Origin of the sequence: Fulvivirga aurantia (assembly GCF_009711475.1) — a bacterium.
GTDB lineage: Bacteria > Bacteroidota > Bacteroidia > Cytophagales > Cyclobacteriaceae > Fulvivirga > Fulvivirga aurantia.
In genome coordinates this window covers 1-6,295 of the sequence record NZ_SMMD01000720.1, presented here as the reverse complement: position 1 = coordinate 6,295, position 6,295 = coordinate 1, and the positions used below count along the sequence as shown (strand labels likewise).

Genomic DNA, 6,295 nt, shown 5'->3' with positions numbered 1-6,295 from the left:
CTATTACAGTCTTCTGTCAGCCATCAGACAGTAGATAGTCTTGAGCGTGAGCTGAATGTGGCTGAAGGTCGGAGCAAAGTAATCGTGCTCAATGAGCTGTGTAAACAGTACATCAATAATAACCCCACAAAGGCGCTGAGTTATACCCGACAGGCACTGGTTTTGGCAGAGAAAATAAATGACAGGGCAGGGGAGGCCTCTTCTTACAATAACATTGGCGTTATTTTTAAAAATCAAGGAAGTCTTGACAAAGCGCTTGATAACTACATTTCCGCCCTACGGATTCAAGATAAAAACAACTTTGAAGATGCTCTGGCAAACACTTACAATAACATTGGTACCGTATATTCTCTAAAGGAAGACTATGAAAAAGCCCTGGACTATTTTAATCAAGCATATGAGCAGTTTTATAAAATAGATAATAAACGTAGAATTATTGGCGCTCTCAACAATATCGGAAATGTATATGAGGCGATGTCACGATATGATGAGGCGCTGGATTACTATTTACAATCCCTCAGGCTCTATGAGGAGTTAGCAGATCATAATCAAACATTTGTTCCCTTCAACAATATCGGCAATATCTATTTCAGGCAAGGTGATATGGCTTCTGCTATGGCGTATTATCAAAGTGCTTTAGATTTAGAAAAATTTAATAACGACCTCAACGGGCAGGCCAATGCCTTGCATAACATAGGATCCGTCCTTAAAGCCAATAGAGATTTTGAGGAGGCCATTAATCACTTCAATACTGCTTTAGATGCTGCTCAGGAGACGGATAATAAAAGGATTCTGGCCATTATCTATAGATCATTGTCAGAAACTTACTTTGCTCAGGAAAATATGTTTATGGCCTATAGTTTTTTGAGCCTCCATGCAGCTGCCAAAGACAGTTTGCATAAGGAGGAGAACAGCAAGCGCATAGCCAATCTGGAAACTGCATATGAACTCGAAAAGAAGGCCTCAGAAATTGAGACGCTTAAAGTAGAAAGCAGGCTTCAGCAATTAGAAATTAAAAATGACCGAATAATAATATCTGCGATCATCATTGTGTCTGTAATCGGCATCGGACTTACAGTGGTTATTTACAGAGAAAATAAGGTGATTAAGAAAAATGAGCATCAGCTGAATATTCAAAAAAGGCATTTAGAAAAGAAAAACAAGATCATTGAGCAGCGAAACCGAACGGTGACAGAAAGCATAGACTATGCAAAGAGTGTACAGCAGTCTTTGCAGGACTTCAAATTACCCATTGATAAAGCTTCTCGGTCTTTTGTGTTTTATAAGCCAAAAGATATAGTTAGCGGTGATTTCTATTGGTATGCCGATAAAGGCGATGTTGATATAATCGCAGCGGCAGATTGCACGGGGCATGGTGTTGCAGGAGCTTTTATGACCGTAGTTGGCATGACAGCACTGGAAAATATTGTTGGACGCGAAGACGTCACTGCTCCGTCAGAAATACTTAAGCAACTCAATGAATCTATGAGTATTGCCCTGCAACGGAGCAATAAAGATGTAGCTGACCATGGACTTGATATAGGGCTTTGTACGGTTGATCATAAAGCCCATACAGTGACTTTTGCGGGTGCCAACCGACCACTGTTTTACATTACTGAAGGTGACTTAAAACAAATAAAAGGAACCAAGCGAAATATTGGAGATGGCATCGATACGCATCTTAATTACAAAGAAACGGTCATCAATTTCAAGCCTGGAGATGTATTCTACCTTACCACAGATGGCTATGTAGACCAGTTTGGAGGTGCGCTTGATAAAAAATTTATGCTCAGACGTTTTAGGCAGCTTTTGCTAGCCGCATACAGCAAGCCTTTTGCTGAGCAACAGCAAATTGTAGCCTCTGAGTTTGAGAAATGGAAGAAAGACCAAGAGCAAACCGATGATGTATTGGTAATCGGTTTTAAGCCTTAAGCTGTAGCTTGCCTTGAGAGGCGCCCATCAGGCAACTCATCTGCCAAAGTAAACGTGCACCTACATTTGCATCCCATTCGCTTTCTCCCGGAGAGACTTCATTTAAATCGAAACCTATAATTACACGCCCGGAGTTTACCAGCTGCTTAAATAAATAAATGACTTGCTCATAAGTGAGGCCACCTGGTACAGGAGTGCCGGTATTAGGGCAGAAGCGCGGCTCTAAACCATCTATATCAAAACTGATGTATACTTTCTGAGGGAGTTTATCGATAATACTATCACAAATTGATTTCCAGGTTTCACCCTCAAAGAGTTGCTGTTTCAAGTCTTCATCAAAATAAGTAACTATTCTACCGTTGGACTTATTGATCAGATTCATTTCTTCTTCACAAAAATCACGTATGCCTATTTGTACCAATCTGGAAATATTCTTTATCTGCATGGCATTATACATGATTGAAGCATGAGAGTAAGTAAAGTCTTCATATGCTTCACGTAAATCGGCATGAGCATCGATCTGTAAAATTCCAAAAGTTTCATGTGTAGCAGACATCGCCTTGATCATACCCAAAGGAGTGCTGTGGTCGCCTCCAAGTAGTCCGACCAGTTTGCCCTGGCCCATCCATTTCATGGCCTGAGACTTTATGTAAATCGCTAGTTTTTCAGAAACTTCATCTACAGCCTTGGGTATTACCTTCAACTCATCAGAAATCCAGTCTTCTTCATTAGTTTCCAACCAATTGATATACCTGACCGCCAGGTCGCGATATTTTCGGTTCTCTTCCTGAAAAGATTCGGGTGTGTCGAGCAAGTGAATTCCCATCTGCCAGGCATCGGGAATATCTTTAATAAATAAATCTACTTGAGTGGATGCCTCAAGAATGGCATTTGGAGCATCCGCAGTACCGGCATTGTAAGAAACGGTCACCTCCCAGGGTACAGGGATGATCACAAGGTCAGAATGTTCTAAACCGAAAGGGAGCCCAAATAAAGCATTGCCAGCTGCAACACCGTTGGGGTCAAAAGAGGCGATAATTTCTTCCTTACTCTGCATGGATGCAAAGAAACAAAATATTTGCAAAGTGAGACGATCAGTCGATTAACAGTTTGTATTCCTAAGTATTCATCAGACCACTCAAAGTGGTCGGACGAATGAAAGAATACAGCATTGATCTAAGTACCTTAAAAATTGAGAAGATCCGGGTATTCATAAGTGATCAGCTCACCAGTGCCTTCTGATACTTCGGCCCAGCTTTCGGTTTCAAACTCCAGGTGGCATACGCCACAAGTAGTCATATCACCAATTTCTGACCCGGTGAGGTATTCTGCCAGGTATGAGATTGAGGGGTTATGCGCTACAATCAGTACAGTAGTCCACTCATCCTTAAGCCTGTTGATGACTTGTAATAGAGTACGCACAGATGCTTCGTAAATTTCTTCGTTGAGGTGTATTTTCTTGGTGTCGTATTTGATTTGCTCCGATACCAGGGAGGCGGTTTGTTTAGCCCTCATAGCCGGACTGCTCATAATCATGTCAAAATGCACCGCTTTATGACTAAAGTTGATGCCCATGCGCGTAGAATTTTGCAGACCTATACTGTCTAATTCCCGATCAAAATCTTTCTGTCCGATTAACCTGTCAGAAGCCCTTGCATGCCTTAATAGAAATAAAGTTTTGCTCATAACTTTTACGAATGACGACTTGTTACATTTGAAATTTCGCGTCAAACTACAAAAACAAATAGGTAATTAATAAAACGCGCCTTTATTTTATTTTTAAAAATTTTATTGATCTTTGGAATTTTCAAAGCCAGCATAATAAGTATATATGTCAAAAAATTTAGTAATAGTCGAGTCGCCTGCTAAGGCAAAGACCATTGAGGGGTACCTTGGTAAAGATTACAAAGTAACCTCTAGTTATGGTCATGTGCGTGATTTGCCAAAAGGAGATAAGGCGATCGACAAAGAGAATGGTTTTAAACCAACCTACGAGATCACATCAGATAAGAAAGATGTGATCAAACAACTTAAAAAGCTGGCTAAAGAATCTGAAACTGTCTATCTGGCAAGTGATGATGACCGTGAAGGAGAAGCTATTTCATGGCATTTAAAAGAGGCTTTAAGCCTTGATGATGCACGCACCAGAAGAATCGTATTTAGAGAAATTACCAAAAATGCTATCGACAATGCCATCAAAAATCCCAGAGGTATTGACATAGATTTGGTAAATGCACAGCAGGCCAGACGAGTGCTTGATAGATTGGTAGGTTTTGAATTATCGCCTATACTTTGGAAGAAAATAAAAACGGGTCTTTCGGCCGGTAGAGTGCAATCGGTAGCTGTACGTTTGGTTGTAGAAAGAGAGCGGGAAATTGATAAGTTTAAGCCGAAGTCTTCCTTTAAGATTTCTGCTATTTTCGATTTGGGTGATGGCAAAAAGCTCAATGCAGAGTTGCCAGCTAAGTTTGACACACAAGCTGAAGCAGAAGATTTTCTCAACCAATGTAAGGATGCTGAGTTTTCTATAGAAGACTTGCAAAAGAAACCTTCGAAAAAATCTCCGGCACCACCATTTACGACCTCAACCTTGCAGCAGGAAGCCAGTAGAAAATTAGGTTTTTCAGTGGCACAGACCATGAGTGTTGCCCAAAAGCTTTACGAAGCGGGTATTATCTCTTATATGAGAACAGACTCTGTGAACCTTTCTGACGATGCTGTAAAAAGTGCTGTAGGTGAAATAAAGAAAGAATACGGGGATAAATATGTCAAAACCCGAAAGTATAAAACCAAATCATCAGGCGCTCAGGAAGCTCACGAAGCCATCAGGCCGACAAACTTTGCCAACACAGAGCCAGGCACAGACCGCAACGGGATGCGTTTGTATGAGCTGATTTGGAAAAGAGCGATTGCCTCGCAAATGGCTGATGCTGAGATTGAGAAAACAACTGCTAAGATTGGCATTTCTAATGCTGATCAGACACTTACCGCTTCTGGTGAAGTCGTGAAATTTGACGGTTTCCTATCTGTTTACCTGGAGTCGACCGATGACGAGGAAGAGGGCGAAGTTCAAAAGGGAATGTTGCCTCCGTTAAAAGTTGGACAAGTATTAGACCTCGAGTCGATGAAGGCCAAAGAAGGTTTCACAAGGCATCCTGCCAGATATACTGAAGCTAGTTTGGTGAAGAAACTTGAAGAAATGGGTATCGGTAGACCATCTACATATGCCCCGACCATTTCTACGATTCAGAAAAGAAATTACGTAGTCAAAGAATATAGAGAAGGGAAGGAGCGCCAATACACTGTCGTGAATTTAAAGGACGGTGATATAAAGGCTGAGACCCTATCTGAAATTACAGGTACTGAGAAAAATAAGCTTTTTCCTACTAACATCGCAATGGTAGTTACTGACTTTTTGGTCGAGCATTTCCCTAATGTCACCAACTATAGCTTTACAGCCGAAGTAGAGAAAGAGTTTGACGAGATCGCTCAGGGAGCTATGGAGTGGGACAAGATGATTTCTAATTTCTACACAGAGTTTCACTCTAAAGTGGAGACCACAGAAAACATCGAGCGCTCAGAGGTATCTAGTTCACGAGAGTTGGGTACCGATCCAAAATCAGGTAAGAAAGTAATTGCCAGACTGGGTAAATACGGTCCGCTCGTACAAATAGGTGACGAAGAGGACGAGGAAAAGAAATTCTCCAGCTTGAGAAAGGGACAGTTTATTGAGAGTATTACATTGGAAGATGCCCTTGAGTTATTCAAGCTGCCAAGAGAAATTGGCGTTTTTGAGGATAAACCTATGCAGGCTGCAATAGGCAGATTTGGTCCTTATGTGAAGCATGATGGCAAGTTTGTGTCTATACCAAAAGACGATGACCCATATACTATCGAATCTGATCGTGCTATAGAGTTGATTAAGGCCAAGCGCGAAGCTGATGCTAACAAGCATATTAAATCATTTGAGGAGAATTCAGATGTACAGGTACTTAATGGTCGTTATGGCCCTTACATCAAAGTAGGTAGAAAGAACGTAAAAATACCCAAAGACAAAAAGCCTGAAGAACTTACTTTAGAAGAGTGTCTTGAGCTGGCAGAAAAAGCCCCAGCGAAGAAGGGTAGAGGTGGAGCTAAGAAGACAACAGCTAAGAAAACCACTGCCAAGAAAACCACCACCAAAGCGTCCGCTAAGAAAAAGAAGTAAGTATGTTTATATAGCAATACTAGAAAAACCGAGGAGGAGACTTCTCGGTTTTTTGGTTTACCCTTGTTGGTGTTGTCACCAACAAGTTTCTAGTGAATGCCGGCAATCCATATAATGAGTTATCAATTCATTTGACTCATCATACTCATAAAACTT

The 6,295-nt window shown here is 41.1% G+C and carries 4 protein-coding genes; 2 read left to right on the top strand and 2 right to left on the bottom strand.

What is annotated here, in order from left to right; all coding sequences use genetic code 11:
- The coding region (locus E1176_RS08225; protein WP_155210131.1) for a tetratricopeptide repeat protein at positions 1-1,932 on the top strand (1,932 nt) is incomplete at its 5' end.
- On the opposite strand, the gene E1176_RS08220 is transcribed toward E1176_RS08225, so the two are convergent.
- Both E1176_RS08220 and E1176_RS08215 read right to left on the bottom strand, forming a co-directional pair.
- The gene (locus E1176_RS08220; protein WP_155210130.1) at positions 1,922-2,989 is read right to left on the bottom strand and encodes an agmatinase family protein; all 1,068 of its coding nucleotides are present in this window, start codon (positions 2,987-2,989) and stop codon (positions 1,922-1,924) included. The genes E1176_RS08225 and E1176_RS08220 overlap by 11 nt on opposite strands.
- A 128-nt stretch (positions 2,990-3,117) precedes the next feature.
- Positions 3,118-3,618, bottom strand: a complete 501-nt coding sequence (locus E1176_RS08215; protein ID WP_155210129.1) for a SixA phosphatase family protein — start codon at positions 3,616-3,618, stop codon at positions 3,118-3,120.
- 145 nt (positions 3,619-3,763) lie between these two features.
- On the opposite strand from E1176_RS08215, the gene topA reads away from it, so the two are divergent.
- On the top strand, positions 3,764-6,139 hold the full coding sequence (topA, locus tag E1176_RS08210; protein ID WP_155210128.1) for a type I DNA topoisomerase: 2,376 nt from the start codon (positions 3,764-3,766) through the stop codon (positions 6,137-6,139).
- Positions 6,140-6,295 lie beyond the last annotated feature (156 nt).